This is a genomic window from Candidatus Binatia bacterium, from assembly GCA_036504975.1.
Lineage (GTDB): Bacteria > Desulfobacterota > Binatia > UBA9968 > UBA9968 > JAJPJQ01.
Genome location: DASXUF010000182.1, coordinates 15,938 through 32,872, shown reverse-complemented (window position 1 = coordinate 32,872; position 16,935 = coordinate 15,938). Strand labels below are relative to the sequence as shown.

Here is a 16,935-nt window from a genome sequence, read left to right as displayed (position 1 = left end):
CGAGACCGGCATCGTCGGCAATTACCGCTGGGGGCAGGAGAGAAAGTTGGCGATGTTGGCGTGGGAGAATCGAGCTAAACCCGTCAAGTTACTTCAAACGACTCAAATTGCGAGGTGAGTCATGCCGCATATTCCATATGTAGACTTGTCGTCGATCTCGGACCCGGAGGTTCTGGGCTACTTGGAGCGCGCGCGAAAGGAGGGCACGCCGCGGCCGGAGAGCCAGGCGATCCGGGCGCACAATCCGGCCGTTATCCGCGCGTTCTCTCAGGCATGGGATCTTACGTTTCGCCACGGCGTCGTCGATCACAGCCTCAAAGAGCTCTGTCGCGTCTATGTCTCCAAATCGATCGAGTGCGAGTATTGAGGCGTTCAGCGATCCGTCCAGGCTGGACGGAAGGGCTTGACCGAAGAGAAGTACGATGAGCTACTGAACTTCGGCGATTCGGAAAAGTTCTCCGAGCGCGAGAAGATCGCGCTGACGTATACGAGCGCGATCGTCTGGAACTCGGAGATCGCCGATGACGCGCTCTGGGCGAAGCTTCACGAACACTTTACGATTCCGGAACTGGTCGAGCTCGGTTTTTTCATCGCGCTCACCCTCGGCCAGCAGCGCTGGATCAAGACGCTCGGCATCGGCCACGCCGAGGTCTTAGCAGACACCGCCGCCGGCCTCGCGCCGGGCGCCGCCAAGGGGACTTAGGTAAATGTGTTCTAGTGCTCGCCGGGGAAAACGGAAGATCGTTTTTGTCGCCTTTTTTCAAGTAAAAGGAAGAAGCACAATCCTGCGGCTCGAGAGAACCTCGGCTTTAGTTCGTATACTGTGGTTACGGTGCGGATGTCGGCAGCGTGGGCTGGAAGATTTTGTGAAGGACCGGGATGTCGACGAACAATAAGACGGCCATGAGCGCAACACAAAAGATCACCAAACTCAGGTATCCCAGCGCTCGATCCGCCACCGGCGCCTGACTGCGATGCGCGCCAATCTCCGATCAGGATTCACCGCGATGGGCCTGCCGGCTCGCTCGAGGATAGGCAAATCCGACAGCGAATCGGAATAAGCGAAGGACCGGCTCCAGTCGATATTGAGTTCCCGGTATTGCTCAAGGAGCCGTCGCAGCTTTTCCCGTCCTTTGCAGTTTCCGCCTTCTAGATCGCCCGTCAGAAAGTCGCTTGCCCGAGACAGCTTTGTGCAGATCAGCATGTCGGCGCCAAGAAGCTCCGCCAATCTTTCAAGATAGATATCCGGAGATGCCGATAGCAAGACGATCTCGTGGCGCTCGGTCTTGTGCCGGTGGATCAGCTCCAGCGCCTGGGGAAATACTTTGGAGCCAAGAAGAGTCTCCGCGAATTCGCGCCCCAATTCCCTCACCGTGCTGACGGGCATTCCACCGCAAAGCAGTTTCAGGTATCCGGCCTTTAACTTTCCCGTATCGGTTAAGGCCAGGCACCATGCGAACAAGCTGGCGACGAACCCCGGAAGATGCGATAGCCGAATGCCCTTCTTCTTCCATAGAAACAAGCCAAACAGTTTTAAGCTGTCGGCTTTGAGCAACGTATGATCGACGTCAAAGATGGCTAGAATCATTCGACGTTGTCCCGAGACGTCTGCTCGCATACCTTCTCGGAGATGGCTTTTCCGGCAAGCCGGTGCCCGTCTCGATTCCAGTGTCCCGCGCCGGGATTGTTGCCAAACCCGTGGAGAAACGCCTGGTGCTTTTCCGCATAAGCCTGAAACTCCGGCGCCAAAGTAAGCACGGAAAAACCCTCTCGTCGTCCCAGAGCCGCGATGCGGAGGTCGGGATAGAACAAGTCCGCGGCGCCCAAACGATCCATATAGCTCCTGCGCACCGATGGGTCGGGATGGACTTGGATTCCGTTGCTCAACGTGACGAGCAGAAAATCCGCTCCTTTTTGTCTCACTTCGCTTCGCATCAAGTCAATGAGGCCCTCCGTAACCCGCCAGGCCTCTCGCCAAAGTGAACTCGTGGGTTCGAGATAGACCGAGTCCTGCAGTCCAACCTCGCCGTGACGATCGTGGGCGGGTCTTGGGTAGAGGACGATCCGAACGAGGCGATTTTTGCCCAGATAAAGCAGTTGCAGCACGCGGGAATAGTCGGTAAGCCAGGCGCCCAGTCGCGCCAAGGCCGTCTCGCTCGCCCGGTAGATGGCGGAATCTCTAAACGAGGCGTCAAGCGTGAGTGCGCCGTCTTGGTAAACAAAGTAAGGTCTTTTCGGATCTCCTGACAGCTCGCGGAGGTTGTCGTGGATATCGTTGCCGGTCAGAAATGCGAGGATGACCATGTCCGGAAAATAGTCCCAAACCCGCCGGCGTAACGTGATCAACTCCTGCGCGGTGCCATAGTTGCTCACGCCGAAGTTGATGACTTCGACGTCCCGCCCAGCCAAGCCCGCACAGCCTTTCAGGTCTCGCTCTAGGACCGCCCAGAAGGCGTCTTCCATCGGCACTTGCCGCGCTTCCGTGTAAGAGTCCCCGAGGACTGCGATACGGAAGGCATTGGCGGGCTTGGCTTTAGGGTGCTCGCGATCGCGTAGGCCGTCGCTGTTAATCCGAACGTGGGCTTCGCCTTCGTTCCGCTCCCAGGCCTCGATTCCCGGGCGCAGCGAAGTGCCGGTGTGCTCGTCCGAGCGATAAAAGCTTGGATATGAAACACCGGCGATCCGAAGGCCGATTTCGACGACGAGGCCCGCGGTCGCCGTCCCCATGAAAATCAAGAGAATGTTGGACATCCACCGTTTCACGGCGCTACCCACGAACGCCCGCCCGCGCATCGATGAGCATTCGCTCGAGCTCCAACATCTGTTTTTTTGAGTTGAACCTAGAGAGCACGTTGTTCCTGCCCCGTTCACCCATCCTCTTTCGCAATTGTCCATCCTCGACGAGCGTCGCCAAGTATTCCGCGAGCGCTTCGGCGTCCGACTCGGGAGCCAAAAAGCCGGTTTCCTCGTGATCCACTATTTCGGGTATGCCGCCCAAATCCGTGGACAAAACCGGCAAGCCGTGAAGCTGAGCTTCAAGCAGGGTATTCCCGAACGTTTCCGTCTCCCCGTCCTTGTCCCGGCGGGACGGCTGCAAATAAATATCGCTCTCGGACAGCTCTTTACTGATCCAATTCATATTCCGGGCGCCCATGAGAAAACATCTCTTTCCTAGGCCCTGAGATCTTATTTGACGGCGCAACTGCGGGTACAAGGGCCCATCGCCTATGATGGAGTACTTGAGCAGGGGATAGCGCGTCACGCATTTTTGAATGACCTTCAGGGCCAGCTCGAAATCTTTATTGTCCACCAACCGTCCGACACCCAACACTTTCATGGCGGGCGATGTTCGGCGGGTTGACGCGCGGCTGAACGGGTAGAGATCGGGATTTATTCCGAAGGGAATGATCGCGACCTTCTCCGGCCGGCAGCCGAGCGCGATGATCTTCGCGTGCGAATATCTGCTCTTCACCAAAAAGAGGTCGGCCAGGGAAAACAGATCCTTGTAGTCGTTGTACCGGCGACGCTGGACGGCATTATATTCGTCGCCATGAAAAAACACGATGAACGGGATGTTAAAGCTACGCCTCAGCCAGAGAAAGATTTCGCCCAGGGCGCCGAAGTGCAGCAGGAAGAGGTCGGGTTTTTCCCGCTTGATCAGCTCGGCTAAGGCGTTCATGCCGAAGAAACGAAAACGATTTGATACCAGCGACGGCAGCAGGCATTGCCGCCAAAAATCCGGATATTTGAGATGATATAACCAATCTTTATAAGAGCTCAACTTCAGGAGGTAACGAACGTTGCGAACGCGAATTTGCCGGAGGATGGGGTGGGTTATGAAATAATCTTTGCCCAAAGCGATGATGCGGATCGTGTGGGACAGCTTCTCCAGGCCGGCGATCTCGTCGTAGATAAACGTCTCGGACCACGTCGGAAACTTGTTCGTGAAAACGTAGATTTTCACCGAGCTTCAGCCGCCGCAGACAAATTTGTATCTTTTTATCCTGGACAGGCGATACTTGTAAATCGCCTCATGGGAAAACATATTTTGGTTGGCCTCGCAAAACGCCGGGTCGCGCGTTCCTTGCAGCGGTAAACGGCCGACGGAATAAACCGGGTCGGAGGCAAAGATATTGGTCAGCAGCAGCGAATCATTGTCAAGCCGAAAACCTCGGGCGGCTTTCGGCCACCCGCCTTGTGAATCGGAGCGTACCAGGAATCGTTCGCGCGTCTTTTCGACCAGCCGGGAATTGCGGGAGAATCCGAACAGGATCCGATGGGGTCCCAGGTAAAAACTGTAACCCAGTTGTTGTTCGTCGCGGTACAGCAGGCCTACGGTCCCGCCGCAGCGGAAGTATCTTAGATACTTTGACGGAAGAGCCGTCTCGCCGCCAGACCTCGGAAGGTCCGGAACGGAACGGTCATCACACGTATCATACGCTTCACAAAGGCGGTAAAGAGTGGTCAAGATATGCCGGTTGGATATCAGGTGCGTGGCGTTGCATCGTCCCGATTCGTGCGCCTGGATACATCGTTGGGCCAATTGTCGGGCTTCAGGATGAAAACGCGCCGCGGCTTCGAGACTGTTGAGAATGATCCACCCAAGCGTTCTCGACATCGGCAAGATATGGGTGCCGTCCGGGAACAGGAGCCGTTGCAGACAATCCACAAAGGGGGCGTAAAAATCTTTCGAGCCGTCAAAGGTCGACAGCAGACTGTACGTCAGCGTCGCATAGCCGAGATCGATACCGGCATCTTCTTCGAACAGGCCCGAGGGGTCTTTTTTTGCGAGTATGTTCGACAGCTGCCGATGGATGACGCCGCCGGATACGGCAACCGATTTGCCGGCTTCTTTCAACGCCGCCAGGGCGGCGGCGTGCTGGTTGGTATACAGGACTTTCCTGTCGGCGATCAGGAACGGCAAAGAACGTTCGATCGCGCGCACAATCCGGTATTTCACGTCCTCGGGCAAAAAATCCCTGCCGTAGTCCAGCATCCTGGCAAGAGCGAAGGTAATAAATGCGGTCGCCGCAAAGGAGGGCCCGTGAGTTTCCGGGTAAGCGCCGTCAGGCCGCTGTAATTTAAACAGGCAAGCGAGCCCGTTGAGAATAGGATCGCGGAAGTTGTGGGTTCCGAAGCGGCGCATGTGCCAGGCCAGGGGCAAAACCCCTTCCTGGAGTCGAGCGTTATCTTGCGGATTGAATCTCGGTTCGACGTCGCGTCGGAAAGCGCCCTCGGGCGTTTGCATCCGAGGGATTTGCTCGACGTAGTGGTCGATCTGGCGGCGGTACCATTCTTTCGGACTCGTCGTTCGGGCCAAAAACACGTCTTTCATGTGTAGCGCATGAGCTTTCTGCACAGCGGCGTCCGGGATATCTTCGTGATGCCGAACGAGCGCCCCAAGCCCTGGGCCGCGAAGTGCATGAAATAAGCGAACGCATAGGGATACGATCGGGAGCGGACCTGGAGAGCCATATCGGCTCTAAACGGATTCAAAAGAGCCAGGCATCGCCACCTCACGTATTTCATCCGATCATCCAGGCCCATAAAACGATTCGCCTCGTCGTTCCCGGACGCTACCCCGGTGCGAAATCCTTTGGCCATGAGAGAAAGAAGCGTCTTTCGGCACTGCTGAAAAACCACGGCGGTCTCCGCATACGCATACGCGACCCCGGACCTCGCGAGCTTTTGGATCAAGGCGGTGTCTCCCCCGGAAAAAGAATGCGGAGAAAAACCCGCTGCGCTATCGAGCGCTCTCTTGGAAATGAATAAGTTGGCGGTGGTGCCGCTGCCTTGGGAAAACAACCGCCGGTGATCATGATAGAGGTCGCGGTCCACGTATTCATGGCTCAGCCGGCGCCGGGAGATTGTTTTTTTGACGTTTCCCAAGACCATCTCGGCGTTTTCATTCTCGGCGGTAAGCCACAAGGTGGCAAGCCACTCCGGATCGGCGGTGCAATCCGCGTCGATAAAGGCGAGATAAGCGCCGCGGGCGCATCGGGCGCCCCGGTTTCGCGCGGCGTAACTGCTCTGGATCTTTTCATTTTCAATGCGTATCGGCCGATTTGCCAAAAGCGCCAGATGTTTTTTCGAAGAATTATTGTTGACGACGATGATCTCGGCATTGGAGTAGGTCTGGCGGGAAAGAGATTCCAAACACGCGCCGATCTCGGGGCAGTTGAAATACGGGATGACGACGGAGATGAGCGGCTGATTCGGCATGCGCGCGACGATGCTCAGGCCGGACGGTTGGTTCGTCCAGTCAAGTTTTTTCGCCTCGATATGCCTCGTAGCGGAAGCGAAAGGCCGCCGCCAGGAACCCTGCGCGGAAGGCGGTTTCCTCCAGAGACCGGAGCGCTTTCGAGGAGTTCCCGCCGCATAGATCCGCAAAAAGATAAAAAGGCATGGCGCCGAGGCCGATTCCCAGCCTTACGCAACAACGAAAGACGGCGGCCCGATCGACTCGAACTTCGTTCAAATGAGCCTCGCTCGACATGCGATAGGTGATATAGCCGTTGCGGAAGTACCGTTTTGTCAATGCCGATAAATTCGCTCTGTCGGGCGGTATCGATGCGAACACGACGGCGTCGTTACACCAAATCAGTTTATGGCCTTGCCGCCGCAGCGCATGGAAAAAGAGAATGTCTTCCCCGCCGGTACGGCCAAAGCGGGGATCGAACGCCGCAGGCAGCGCCTCGATGAGTTTTCGGCGAAACAGCGAGTTCGCGGTATAAGGCGTGTAATTCTCGGTTGACCCCGTCGCCAATTCCGGCCGTGCAACCAGCGCGCTGTTCTTGACATAGGCGGGGGTGTTCGGTGGAAAAAGCGGAACGACCGGTCCATGAACGACGTCGGCGTCGTAAGCGACCATCGTCTTGTAAAGATTTAAAAGCCAACGATGGTCCGCGTATTCGTCGTCGTCGATCGTTGCAATAAACTCCCCCGTAGCGTGGCTAAGCGTTCGGTTTCGGGCGAGCGAGATGTTTTGTCGAGGCTCGACGTCGTAAATCAGCGGCACCCCGCGGCTGAAAAATTCCCGGACGACCGGCTCGGCGCTGCGACGGGCGTCGTTGTCGACCACGATGAGGCGATGGCAGAACTCGCTCCGTGTCTCCTGACGTATGAGGGACTCTAAAAGGCGTCTCAGACCTTCCGGCCTCTTAAATGTGGCGACGCAGATGTCGATGCGCGCACTTGGGGAATTCCCTTGGGACATTCATTCGCTCGCGTAAAGGAGATCCGCTTCTTGCCGGCTCACGGGGATTGCGGAGTTTTAGCCGGGCTTGATCAGGTCGTAATACTCGCCTTTTTTCTCGAGCAACTGCCGTTGCTTTCCGCTTTCCGCGACCCGGCCCGCCTTCAATACGATGATCTGGTCCGCGGCGCTGAGTGTCGAGAGCCTATGAGCGATGATGACGACGGTTCGGTTCCGGCTCAAGTCGGTCATCGCGTTGTGGATCAGCCTTTCCGTTCCCGCATCGAGCGAGCTCGTGGCCTCATCCAGAATAAGAATCTCGGGATCCCTGAGAATGGCCCGGGCGATGGAAATTCGCTGGCGCTGGCCGCCGGACAGACGGACTCCCCGGTCTCCCAGCATCGTATCGTACCCCTGGGCCAAATCCAGAATAAATTCGTGAGCTCCCGCCCTTTCGGCCGCGGCGACGACTTTATCGTAAGCCGGCGGCGCCAAAGCCCCGAAGGCGATGTTATTGGCGACCGTATCGTTGAAAATAAAGGTGTCCTGGCTGACGAGGCCTATCCGTTCGCGGTAGGACCGCAGCTGAAAATGCTGTAGCGGGACGCCGTCGACGAGAATGGCCCCTTCTTGCGGGTCGTAAAACCGCAGCAACAAGTTGATGATCGTCGATTTGCCGGCTCCGGACTTGCCGACGATCGCGGTGGTCGCGCCCTTGGGTATGGAAAAGGCGGTTTCGACCAAGGCTCGTTTGCGCTCGCCGAGGTACGAAAAGCTGACGGCGTCGAAACGGATTTCGCGCGTGAGGCCCGGATACGGCCTGGCGCCGTCTTTAACCATGGGTTTATTGTCCCAACGCAGCAGGTCGTGGACCGTTTCCACATAGGGCCACCGGCTGACGATCGCGCCGCGCGCTTGATTCAGATTCTTTATCACGGGAAAGAGTCTGGTGAGAACGTATAGGAAAGGCAGCAGACGCGCGAGCAGCAGTTGGTCTCCGACGTCGTACGTGAGCAGCGCAACGATGAGCAGCAGGGCGATCGAGACCACGCCGACCACCTCGGTTACGATATGAATGAGATAATTTCCGACGTGAAACGACTGTTGATTTTTTCCGTGCTCGCTGATCTTGTCTTTGAGGACGGCCGATTGGGAGCTTTCTTTGGTGAACGACTTGATGACCTGGATCCCGCCCAGCGTTTCGTACAGCAGCGCGGCCAGTTCTTCGCCGCTCCTGGCTGATTTTCTGCCGAGTCCGGAAAGGGTTTTGACGTAACGCGAGACGGCGAGCGCGATGCCGGCCGCCAAGACGATGGTGAACAGCGTGAGCTGCCAGGAAAACAACAGCAGCAAGCCCAGGAGAACGAGGAAGGCGGTGGCATTGACCAGGAAATCGATCGCTTGCTTGACGAGCTGATCGATCATCGCGGTGTGATTCAGCACTTTTTCCACCAGATGGCCGATCCTGGCGTTGTTGTGAAATCCGATTCCCGCCTGCAGCAAGGTGTCCATGGCGCGGCTTCTCAGATCGACGACCAGTCGAGTGGTCAAGCCGTAACCGATATAAATGGAAAGGGCGAGAAACAAGTTCTTCAGCATTATCGCCGCGACAATCAAACCGATGGAGACGAGGGCCTGGGATTTGAACGGGTAGCCCTCCAGGAGCCGGGCGATGACTTTGAGAACCCGCGGCAACTGGTCATGGTTTTGCGCCTCTTGCAGCGCGCTCAGCAGGGGAACCAGGAGGGCGATCGAGAAGCCTTCGAAAGCGGAGGCGAGCAGCGAAAGCGAAATCAGCAACACCGCCGGCTTGCGGTGCGGCTTCAGCACGGACCAGAGGAAAAGAGTTCGCGAATCAGCGTTCATGGCCTTACGGACGACGGTTCATTTATAAGTGACCTGTTTCCAGCGTTTGCGGACGTCGTATCCCAAAGCCCGGGTTATCCATCGGTCGAGATTGCTCCGGTAAAGACACGGACTCCCGATTCGGGCTTCGAGCCGTTTTTTGATCAATATGAAGATCCGGGCGAGCACGGGAACCTTGTGCTTTCTGAGGATTCTGCCGACCTCGCGGCGGTTGACGCTCAACGGCGTATGGGTGGTCAGTCGATAGCACTCGCAATGGTTCCGGTAATAGTACAGACACTCCTTGACGGCCTTGAACGTGGCGCCGTTCTCGGCCATGGTCCAGGGAAAATCATAGTCGTCCGGTCCGACGAGCGAGCTTAAAGACTCATCCAATCCGCCGAAGGACAAGGCCTTGCTTCTGCGCCAGCAGAGGAGATGTTTAGCCGGGCCGAACTTGAAATCCTCGAGCCGAATGCTCTCTCGGCTCGGGTAAACGGAGCTGATGAAGCGGCCCTGTTCGTCGAGATAGCGCCTGGAGGAGTGAAAGAAATCGATTCCCGGATTGTCGCCGATGTACCGGCTCAACGTCTCCACCGCATCGTCGGACCATAGATCGTCGGCGAGCAAGAGAGCGACGAAATCCGTCGTCGCCGATTTCATGCCCGAGTTGATGGCGCCGGCGAGCCTTCGGCCCCGGTTGACGATGATTTCGACGCGCGGATCGGCGCGCTCGTTTTGCAGCAACGTCTGAAAGGATTCGAAATCCTCAGGCTCGACGACGACCAGCAGCCGCCAGAGAGGGCAGGTCTGGCGCATGACGGACGCTAAAGCCTGCCGCAAAAAGCCGTCATGATAGTTTTTGAGGGGCATGATGACGGTCAGTCGGGGATCGCTCGCGCTCATAGACGACTCATCTCAAACCGGGCGGCACAGATAGATCCGATCTTGGGTATATTTCCGCGCCGCCTCGATCCGTTGCAACCGCTTCTCGAGAAAGAGGAGAAAAGTCCCGGGAAAAACCCCATGATGACGGGAGGGCGGGATCAGGCCAAAACCGTAGCGCTCGAAAATCCTGAAGCCGCAGTCCCGGAGCAAGCTTTCGACCTGGACGTCCGAAAGGACCGGATCGCCGTGACCGCGGCGGGCGAGGTTGCGCAGCCGGCAGAAGGCGCCCGAGATGCTGTATCGGTTCAGATGATTGTTGACCACCAGCACGCCCTCCGGCGCGATGACGCTGCGCAGCCAACTGAGGACGCTCTTGCGCAGAGGATCTTCCGCATTCAATAAAAAACGGAACAGCGAGATCACCGCAAAGGTTCCGACCTCCGGAGGAGCGACGGTTGGATCCGCTCGAATCAGACGGGCGGTCGGCGCATTTCGCTGCGCCACGGCCAGCATGCCCTCGGATACGTCGATGCCGACCGATTCGCTAAAAAAGGGCGTCGCCAGTTGAAGCACACGGCCCGTGCCGCACGCGAAATCCAAATACCGCCCCGGAATTTCTTTTCCTAAACGGGCGAATAGCTTCTCGAGATACGGTTTCTCAAAGTGCTGCCAGTAAAGGTAGCCGCGTCCACGAGCGTAATGCGCCTCGTAATCGGCGGCGCAAGCCTTGCTCGTGTGGCTGTCGCGATAACTCCTCGCGGCGATTTTTTGCTCGACGGAACGAGACATCTCATTCAACGGCGCCGGCCAGCAATCCGGCGACGTCGCGCCGGTAACATCTCCGAAGCGCGTGGCTCAAGACGCAGGCGTCCACGACGGCAGGCAACAGCCTTCGGGCCCGGCCGAAAAAACGGTCCCGCTTAGACTCGTGGATCAGGCTCTGGATGAGTCTCGTCCGGTAGCGCCCAAGCTCGCGGCCTAGAGCGTGCACACCCTCGGTCATCCTGCGAAACAAACCAAACGCGTGGAAGAGCTTGATCTCTTTGATCGGCAGCTCCCGCCGGTACATGTACAGCCAGTTGGCATTGAAGGCGGCGGGAAGGCGCACGAATGGAACGCCCTTCCGGCGCAGCAATTCGATCGCCGGCGCGAGACCCGCCTGGTCTTCATAGGCTACGGCCTGCCAAATCTCGTCGCGCTCGTTGAAGAGCGACGCGATGCGCCGAATGTGCTCTTCCCAAATCGGCCGCAATTCACAGCCCCAGGGCAGAAAGAGCACGCCCGAATTGTAGTAAGGATACATCGAGCTCGACCGGGGGTCGTTCTCCAGCTCGCCCCTGACGCATGCTATGCGCTCGTCCGGCGGCTCCATGCCGAGCGCCGGGTAGATTCTTCGCCAGTATGGCTCCGGGATTTGCAGCGTGTTCGCCGGAGCGGCCGCAATGCAGCGGCCCATGTCGGCGAGCGCGCTGAAATCCGAAAGCACCAGCACATCCGCGTCCAGCAGAAGGACGCGATCCTCCCGGCCGTGAATTTCCAGGCCGCGCAGCTTGTTCGCCGATCCCCAGAGCTCCGCGCCTACCGGCGGGTGCACGGTGATCGAGGCGCGGGCTTTTTCGGCCAACCGGCATACGCTCGGCGGCGGCGCGCCGATACAGGCCAGATGCAGAGGAAAATTGCGTCCCCGGCCTTCGTTGGCCAGCCACGAGGCGAGAAATAAAAGCGTTCGCGCTTCGAACGTGGCGGACTCGGCGCATAAAAAATCAGGCACGATCACGACGTCGAAGGCGCGGCTCATGAAGACGCTCTCATCGGGAATATCCCATCATCACGGCGGTTTTGTGAGTGGCTTTGCTCAGCTCCACGTCGGAATTCTTCCAGATCCCCACTTGGCTCGTGGTAATGGCGCCGAGCCGGAGCAAGCCGTGTCGCTCCAGTTTGAACATGGTCGGGTGAACGCTCTCGGCGCTCCATCGGTATTTGACTTCCAGCCGGTGCGACAAGGTCGCGGCGATTTCCGCCATGACCTCTTCGGGTTGGGTCACCAGATCTTCGTAGCGTAAGCAAAGATCATATAACCTAGCATTCGCCCAGATCAGGCGGTATGCCTTGTTGAGTCTTTTCTCGGTGACCCATTCCGGCAACGGCGCTTCCACAAAGGCATCGCGAATATCCCGGACGACGGCGATCACGGGATAACCCAATTTTTTGTAGATCCGGGCATATTCCACGAAAACCCAGTTGGCCGTTTTAACGCCCAGATTGTGCGGCCGGATGATCTCTTGGCATTCGGCGATGAGCTCGACGGCTTCACGGGCGCTCAGTTTCCGTTCGGGCCTGGCAGGGAAGGTTTTATCGGGAAAGAGTTTCTCCAAAAAAGGAATGCCCCGATGGCTCTGGCTCGGATCGTGAAAGTCGGGCTCGTCGAGACAGACCAATCCGTCCTGGTTCAATAAGTGCGCCAGAAGCGTCTTGCCGCTGAACGCGGGACCTCCCAGCAGAAACATTGCTACCGATTCCATCCCATCGCTTGGAAAAATGCCATGTACTTCTCCAGCGTTTGAACCGTATCCCAGTTCTCGATGAAATATTCTCGGGGCCGATAACGGCCGCGATTCTCTAGCACATAACGCATACAGTCGTAGAAATCCTCCTCCGATGCAAACTCTCCGGTCACGCCGGGGACGACGAGATGTTTGCCGCCCCGAATGTTTTTGTTGACGACGATGGGAAGTCCCGCGGCGACGCATTCCCACATCGCGGCTGGATTCGACGTGGAGTCGCCCGCGTAGACGGCTATGCGCGAGGTGGTCAGGAGCCCGACCACGTCCGCTTGGTCCCAATCGCTCGTCGTGACCCGGGTGTTCTGGAGGTCCAACTTGGCGGCGTCCACCGGATGGAAGTGGCCGGTCATGGCGGTGCCGCGAACGGCGTTGAGAACGATGTCGTGGCGCTTGCCGCCGTAGTTGCGCGCGAGGTAGATGAAGTCTCTTTTCTTTTCGCCGTCGCGCGGACGAATTTGGCTCGTATTGACGACCGGAACGTAGAGCATGGATCGGTCGTCGAGATACTCTTCGGAATCGACGAGGTAACACGACGCGCGAAAATTGCCCAGGCGGTCGATGAGCTGTTCGATCCGATATCCGTATCGGAGCGCCGGCACGTAAACCGTGAAAGACTTTCCCTTGAGATAGCGCAGGATCGCTTGTCCGGCCACCCCGCCGTGCTGGATGTACAAATCCGGGCAACCGTAGCGGTCGATGTAGGCTTTGCAGTCGCGTTCGTTGTGGAACGTGACGTTCAAGACGCCGTACGGGTGATACGAAGTGGATCTTTGTTCGGCAAAATCCCAGAACTCCACTTCTTGGGCGACGCCTTGATCCATCAAGTAAACGCCCGGAGCGTAGATATGAAAGCCCCAGTCGGCTTTGTATTCAAACAACGAAAGCCGTTTTCCTCTCTCCGGTTGGGCGTGACTCTCCCAGTAGGCCCGATAATTCTCTCGTGAAGCTACGGCCTTGGAGAAGTTCGCGATAACGACCTTCATTTCGATCTAAGGTTCCTCAGCCGAAATGTTGTCGGAGCAGCTCGTGATAGACTTCGACCCTGCGATCCCAGGTGTGGTGATTCAAGATATAACTCACCGCGTATTCGCGATCCCACGCCTTGTCCGCGGCTTCGGCGGCCTTGGCCGCCATCGCTTCCAGGGCGCCGTTCGCGACGACGAACCCGAGTTTCGATTCGACGACGACATTGTCGTTGGGAAAGCCCGCTTCGCTGACAACCGGCAACCCGGCGCGCAAGTAGTGGTAGATTTTGCTGCTCTCGTTGTTGTGGTTGAATTCGCCCGCCGCTACGACGAGGCCGACATCGGCGTGATGGAAATATTCCCAGGCGCGGTCGTACGAGGCTACGCCGAGATAGGTGACGTGTTTACCGTCGAGGCCGGAGACGTCGCCCGACCCCAGCATGTATAAGCGGCCGCCGCGGCGCGAGAACAGTTCTCCCAGCCGGTTCAACTTGGTCGTCAGCACGCGGTTGGCCTCGGGCTGGGAACGCTTCGTATAAACGTGCCCGGCGAAAAGACAACGCGTGCCTTGCCGCGCGGGATAAGGGTCCGCTCCGGCGGACGGGATGTCGCGGTCCACTCCTCCCGGAACGAGCAGGATATTGTCGCTGGAATGAAAGCACTCGCGCCACAAGTCTTTGGCCGGTTGCGACAAAACCGTGACGTAACGGCTGCGGCGATGAATTTTTTCCTGCGTGGCGTAGAGTCTCTTACGAACCCGGCCGTAGAAGTAAATTCCTTCCGCGTCTTGGGGCGCGACGATCGAGCCCAGCTTTGAGATGATAAAAGGATGCCGGTCGCCGCCGTAAGTCTCCAGCGTGTCGAACCCGACGTGAAACAACGTCTTGACGACGTCGTAGTCTTTCCACCTGACCTTCGCGATAGGAACTCTTTTTAAATTTTGCGCCATGGCGACCGGCGCGCGGCGCAACCACCAACGGGGCTCGTTCGTGGCCAGATCCACGGAATGGCCGCGCCGGGCCAGCGCCTCGGAAATCTTGAGCCACCGGATGTAAGACATGTCGGCGGGCTCGAAACTCCTGCGCCAGGCGTTATAGACGGAAACGATCTTCGCCATTCCGAGACCCATCCCCGCCCCGGGCGATCCTCGCGTCGCGCTGCGGCGCTATTTCGTTCCTACGATCGCAATATCCCATAAGACCCCGAAAGGCAGCCGGGCGACCAACCGCCGGCGAGTCGAGCAAGGCAATTGGCGCAAAATTTCTTCGTAGGCTCGTATGGGAACCCAACGCAACAAGGCGCGGCCGCCAACGTAGCGCTTGATTTTTCCAAAACCGGCCTTCTTGAACAGCTCCACGAGTTCCGTGCTGGTGTATTCTTTCAGGTGGAATCCCGTGGCGATTTCATCGAAGTGCTTCGAGATGTCGTGCGGTCCGGCCAACCGATTGGGCGTAATGCAGAGATATCGGCCGCCGGGCGCCAGTGCCTGGTAAATATTATGGAGCTGCTCGACCGCGTCATCCGGGTGCAGGTGCTCCATGCACTGATAGCTATAGGCGATCGAGACGCTGTTCCCGGGAACCGGAACGCTCACGCCGTCGGAGATCAACAACTCGAAATTTTCCGGAAAAGACGCCGCCGCGCTGAGTTTTGCCGAAACATCGACGGCATAGACCTTTTGCACCCGCCCGGCGACCTCGAGCGCCAGGGCGCAGTCGCCCGGGCCGATCTCCAGAAACACGCTGTCCGGCCTCAAGAACCTCCTGAGGGAATGCAACTGGCGAGAAATTTTTCTGCGGGCCTGTTCGGCATCGGCGATCAGGCTTAATTGCGGATGATGGGGCACTCGCCGGAGCAATTCGTCGTACACGGCGGAGTAGGCCTTTCTTCTCTCGCTCGGCCGTGCGGCCTTGAGCCGGCCGGCCAGCTCTTTTTCTACTGCATAGTGCTCGGTAAGTCTCCGCCGGTTTCCGTCGTCTGTTTTGATGATTTTTCCGGCCATGCCGATCGGGCTTATTCCGCGCCGGCGAAGATCGCGTCGCCGGCGACTTGATCGAGAGTTGCAAAAGCCCCCAGAGCGCCGACTTTTTTTAAAAATTCGCCGTAGGGGGGCAGCCAATACTGCGCGTAGCAATCGTGCAGGCTGAACGCGACGAAATCGTTTCGCCCGATCAAGTCCAGGGCCCTTCGCTCCCACTCGGCGTAGGACATGCCGCGTTTGTACATGCCGAAATCGTCGAAGAGAATGGGAATTTTTACGATTCGATTTTCCATTTTCGGCGCTCCGATGCCCAGGGAATAGGCCGAGCTGGCCAGCCATTCGAAGTTATGAAAGCACAATCGCCGGTCGCTGAACTCTCTCGTGAGCTTCGACTGAGCCGGCCGGTATCCTTTGATTCTATAGTCGAGTTGGCGCACGGCGGCCAATTGGTCGGCCGTTCGGCGCAGGGAGGAGGCCCTCTGCGGCGCAATCGCGCGCGTAATTTTGTCGCGCGCTTGCGCCAAAGGCCAGAATCGGGGGCTCTGATGATCGTAGGAATGAAACGCGATCGAGTGCCCGTCGCTTTCGATCTTTTCCCTGACTTCGTTGAAAAATCCCCCCACCACATGATACGTCGCTTTGACGTTCATCGACCGCTCGACGGCGAGCATCTTGTCCAGGTAGCCGGGGGAAGTCCGCTCGGCCAACTTTGCGAGCTCCGGGTCGGCGCGGCGATGGCCCCAGCCTCGTTCGACGTCGTGGCACAGGCAGATGCGTTTTTGGGCCGCGATGGGCGCGGTCTGTTTTTCCGGAACGACCGCTTTATCCGCGGCTCGCGCGACCTCGATCCGCCACCACCCGTCTTTTCGGGCTGCGGGAAATTGTTCGCAAACGGCAGCGTCGTAAACCCTCTCGAACAGCTCCTTTCCGGCGCCCCGTGAGGGCGGGATATGCCGCAGGACGAGCTCCGAAGTGGGTGAATAGATGTTTTTCAGACGCTTCTCGACGGCGAAAATAACGATACTGTTCAGCAGCATGCTGGGCCAACCCTTGAACCGGTTTTCAATCCGCGTCTTGAATTCCTTGCGCCTGGATATGCGCTGCACGATATCGGAAAGATAATTCATGCCGTAGACATCGGCGCCTTTCACGACGAGGTTGGCGGTGGCGATCTGTCCCGCCTGCCCGAATTGCTGCTGATGCCAGACGAGCTCGGAATCGAAGAACAACTCCCGCGGAAATTCGTCCAGGAAAGGGGGGTGCGCGTAGAGCACCACTTCCCATAGCTTGTTGGGATCGTTCACTCCACACATGCGCCGCGCCATCTTGAGGCCGTCGGGACCGCCCTTGGGCAAAAAATAAAACCGGTGGGGAAAAAAACGGCGCTGCTTATACCCCAACCGGAGAAATTCTCCCAGGCGGTCCGCGGATATTTCTCTGTAAGTCGTCAGCGTTTGAGTCAACGAAGGGGTTCGTCGGTCGAACATCGTTCTTGCT

17 protein-coding genes are annotated in these 16,935 nt (G+C 57.9%); 2 read left to right on the top strand and 15 right to left on the bottom strand.

Going from position 1 to position 16,935, the window contains the following annotated elements; translation table 11 throughout:
• Positions 1-121 precede the first annotated feature (121 nt).
• The gene (locus VGL70_22480) at positions 122-367 is read left to right on the top strand and encodes a hypothetical protein (protein HEY3306297.1); all 246 of its coding nucleotides are present in this window, start codon (positions 122-124) and stop codon (positions 365-367) included.
• Between the two features lie 36 nt (positions 368-403).
• Positions 404-703 (top strand): hypothetical protein, encoded by a 300-nt coding sequence (locus VGL70_22475; protein HEY3306296.1) that lies wholly within the window; start codon positions 404-406, stop codon positions 701-703.
• 228 nt (positions 704-931) lie between these two features.
• On the opposite strand, the gene VGL70_22470 is transcribed toward VGL70_22475, so the two are convergent.
• The 15 genes from VGL70_22470 to VGL70_22400 form a co-directional block, all read right to left on the bottom strand.
• Complete coding sequence (locus VGL70_22470; GenBank protein HEY3306295.1) at positions 932-1,588, bottom strand: HAD family hydrolase; 657 nt, start codon at positions 1,586-1,588, stop codon at positions 932-934.
• Positions 1,585-2,775, bottom strand: a complete 1,191-nt coding sequence (locus VGL70_22465; GenBank protein ID HEY3306294.1) for an SGNH/GDSL hydrolase family protein — start codon at positions 2,773-2,775, stop codon at positions 1,585-1,587. Before VGL70_22465 ends, VGL70_22470 begins: the two co-directional genes overlap by 4 nt.
• Entirely contained in the window at positions 2,768-3,964 is a 1,197-nt protein-coding gene (locus VGL70_22460; GenBank protein HEY3306293.1) for a glycosyltransferase, read from the bottom strand. Before VGL70_22460 ends, VGL70_22465 begins: the two co-directional genes overlap by 8 nt.
• Positions 3,965-3,970: 6 nt before the next feature.
• The gene (locus VGL70_22455; GenBank protein HEY3306292.1) at positions 3,971-5,164 is read right to left on the bottom strand and encodes a hypothetical protein; all 1,194 of its coding nucleotides are present in this window, start codon (positions 5,162-5,164) and stop codon (positions 3,971-3,973) included.
• Between the two features lie 167 nt (positions 5,165-5,331).
• Positions 5,332-6,222, bottom strand: a complete 891-nt coding sequence (locus VGL70_22450) for a glycosyltransferase family A protein (protein HEY3306291.1) — start codon at positions 6,220-6,222, stop codon at positions 5,332-5,334.
• 40 nt (positions 6,223-6,262) lie between these two features.
• A complete protein-coding gene (locus VGL70_22445) occupies positions 6,263-7,216 on the bottom strand; it encodes a glycosyltransferase (GenBank protein HEY3306290.1) in 954 nt (317 codons plus the stop codon).
• 57 nt (positions 7,217-7,273) lie between these two features.
• Positions 7,274-9,061: an ABC transporter ATP-binding protein gene (locus VGL70_22440; protein HEY3306289.1), complete on the bottom strand. Its 1,788-nt coding sequence runs from the start codon at positions 9,059-9,061 to the stop codon at positions 7,274-7,276.
• Positions 9,062-9,079: 18 nt separating this feature from the next.
• Complete coding sequence (locus tag VGL70_22435) at positions 9,080-9,946, bottom strand: glycosyltransferase (GenBank protein ID HEY3306288.1); 867 nt, start codon at positions 9,944-9,946, stop codon at positions 9,080-9,082.
• A gap of 12 nt (positions 9,947-9,958) precedes the next feature.
• On the bottom strand, positions 9,959-10,717 hold the full coding sequence (locus VGL70_22430; protein ID HEY3306287.1) for a class I SAM-dependent methyltransferase: 759 nt from the start codon (positions 10,715-10,717) through the stop codon (positions 9,959-9,961).
• A 1-nt stretch (position 10,718) separates the two neighbouring features.
• Positions 10,719-11,726 carry a hypothetical protein gene (locus VGL70_22425; protein ID HEY3306286.1) on the bottom strand — a complete coding sequence of 336 codons (1,008 nt, stop codon included), beginning with the start codon at positions 11,724-11,726 and terminating at the stop codon, positions 10,719-10,721.
• 10 nt (positions 11,727-11,736) lie between these two features.
• Positions 11,737-12,450 (bottom strand): hypothetical protein, encoded by a 714-nt coding sequence (locus tag VGL70_22420; GenBank protein HEY3306285.1) that lies wholly within the window; start codon positions 12,448-12,450, stop codon positions 11,737-11,739.
• The gene (locus tag VGL70_22415) at positions 12,438-13,475 is read right to left on the bottom strand and encodes a hypothetical protein (protein ID HEY3306284.1); all 1,038 of its coding nucleotides are present in this window, start codon (positions 13,473-13,475) and stop codon (positions 12,438-12,440) included. Before VGL70_22415 ends, VGL70_22420 begins: the two co-directional genes overlap by 13 nt.
• A gap of 16 nt (positions 13,476-13,491) precedes the next feature.
• Complete coding sequence (locus VGL70_22410; GenBank protein ID HEY3306283.1) at positions 13,492-14,574, bottom strand: hypothetical protein; 1,083 nt, start codon at positions 14,572-14,574, stop codon at positions 13,492-13,494.
• 48 nt (positions 14,575-14,622) lie between these two features.
• Positions 14,623-15,459 (bottom strand): class I SAM-dependent methyltransferase, encoded by an 837-nt coding sequence (locus VGL70_22405; protein HEY3306282.1) that lies wholly within the window; start codon positions 15,457-15,459, stop codon positions 14,623-14,625.
• An 11-nt stretch (positions 15,460-15,470) separates the two neighbouring features.
• Positions 15,471-16,925 carry a polysaccharide deacetylase family protein gene (locus VGL70_22400; protein HEY3306281.1) on the bottom strand — a complete coding sequence of 485 codons (1,455 nt, stop codon included), beginning with the start codon at positions 16,923-16,925 and terminating at the stop codon, positions 15,471-15,473.
• Between the last annotated feature and the right edge of the window lie 10 nt (positions 16,926-16,935).